General features: G+C 36.9%; 1 protein-coding gene. It reads left to right on the forward strand.

Features of this window, described 5'->3' with window-relative positions; translation table 11 throughout:
- Positions 1-228, forward strand: a 228-nt coding sequence (locus HMPREF2805_RS00290; RefSeq protein ID WP_148131557.1) for a transposase, incomplete at its 5' end; no start/stop codon positions are given.
- Positions 229-252 lie beyond the last annotated feature (24 nt).

Genomic DNA, 252 nt, shown 5'->3' on the forward strand with positions numbered 1-252 from the left:
CCTCTTTTTCAGACTGTCTTTAAAACCTTTCTCAAGGACAAAGAGAAAATTGTCAACGCCCTTCAACTACTCTATTCCAACGCCAAACTGGAAGCGACCAATAATCTCATAAAACTTATCAAACGAAATGCATTTGGTTTTCGGAACTTTGACAACTTTAAGAAACGAATTTTCATCGCTCTGAATATAAAAATGGAGAGGACAACGATTGTCCTCTCCAGATGTTAGCTTTTTATTCAACCCACTACAGTT

It is taken from the genome of Streptococcus sp. HMSC034E03 (assembly GCF_001811505.1).
Taxonomy (GTDB): Bacteria; Bacillota; Bacilli; order Lactobacillales; family Streptococcaceae; genus Streptococcus.